Here is a 663-nt window from a genome sequence, read left to right as displayed (position 1 = left end):
GGCGACACGCGCCTGCCCGGCCGAGGTGTCCTTGGTCGAGGTTTCCGCCAGCACGCTGGCGCGCAGCCGGTTTTCGACGATCCTGGCGGCAGCGTCGGGAACATTGGCCATCGTCACCATGCGCTTGATGATTTCTCCACGCATCGGCTTGGTCAGTGTCAGCAGCACGTTGGCCGCCACCTGCGGCGCCAGCTTCGACAACACCATGGCCGCCGTCTGCGGATGCTCGCCGGCCAGGAAGGCACCAAGCCGCGCCGGTTCGAGCTTTTCGAGTTCGGGCCAGATCGGCGGCGGGCCTTCCGGTGCGACCTCGAATTTCTTGTCGCCCATGATCGCGCTCATCTCTTCGGGCGAGAGCGATTCGTTGAGGATGGTGTCCATCCTGTCGGCGGAATCGAGCAATCCCGCCCCTTCCGTGAACTCGGCCTCGAACTCGGCGACGATGCGCTCAAGATCGCTTTGCGGAATCGTCCGCAGCAGGCGGGCGCCCTCGATCAGGGCCTTCAGTTCTTCCTGCTTGAAGAATTTCAGCAGGCGGCTGGCCGACGGCTTGCCCATCGCCACAAGTATGGCGGCCGCCTTCTTCGCGCGGGTCAAGGTCACCGGCGTCGTCATGCCACTCGCCTCCGCTGCCACCGGCAAGCCCCGCAAACCATGTCTAGG

General features: G+C 65.0%; 1 pseudogene. It reads right to left on the bottom strand.

From position 1 onward, the window contains the following. Positions 1–615: pseudogene (locus EN984_RS36755) on the bottom strand (flagellar motor switch protein FliG); the annotation flags it as partial. Between the last annotated feature and the right edge of the window lie 48 nt (positions 616–663).

Source organism: Mesorhizobium sp. M7A.F.Ca.CA.004.12.1.1 (genome assembly GCF_003997835.1).
Taxonomy (GTDB): domain Bacteria; phylum Pseudomonadota; class Alphaproteobacteria; order Rhizobiales; family Rhizobiaceae; genus Mesorhizobium.
The sequence above is the reverse complement of the archived record's forward strand: the minus strand, read 5'-3'. Positions and strand labels throughout refer to the sequence as shown.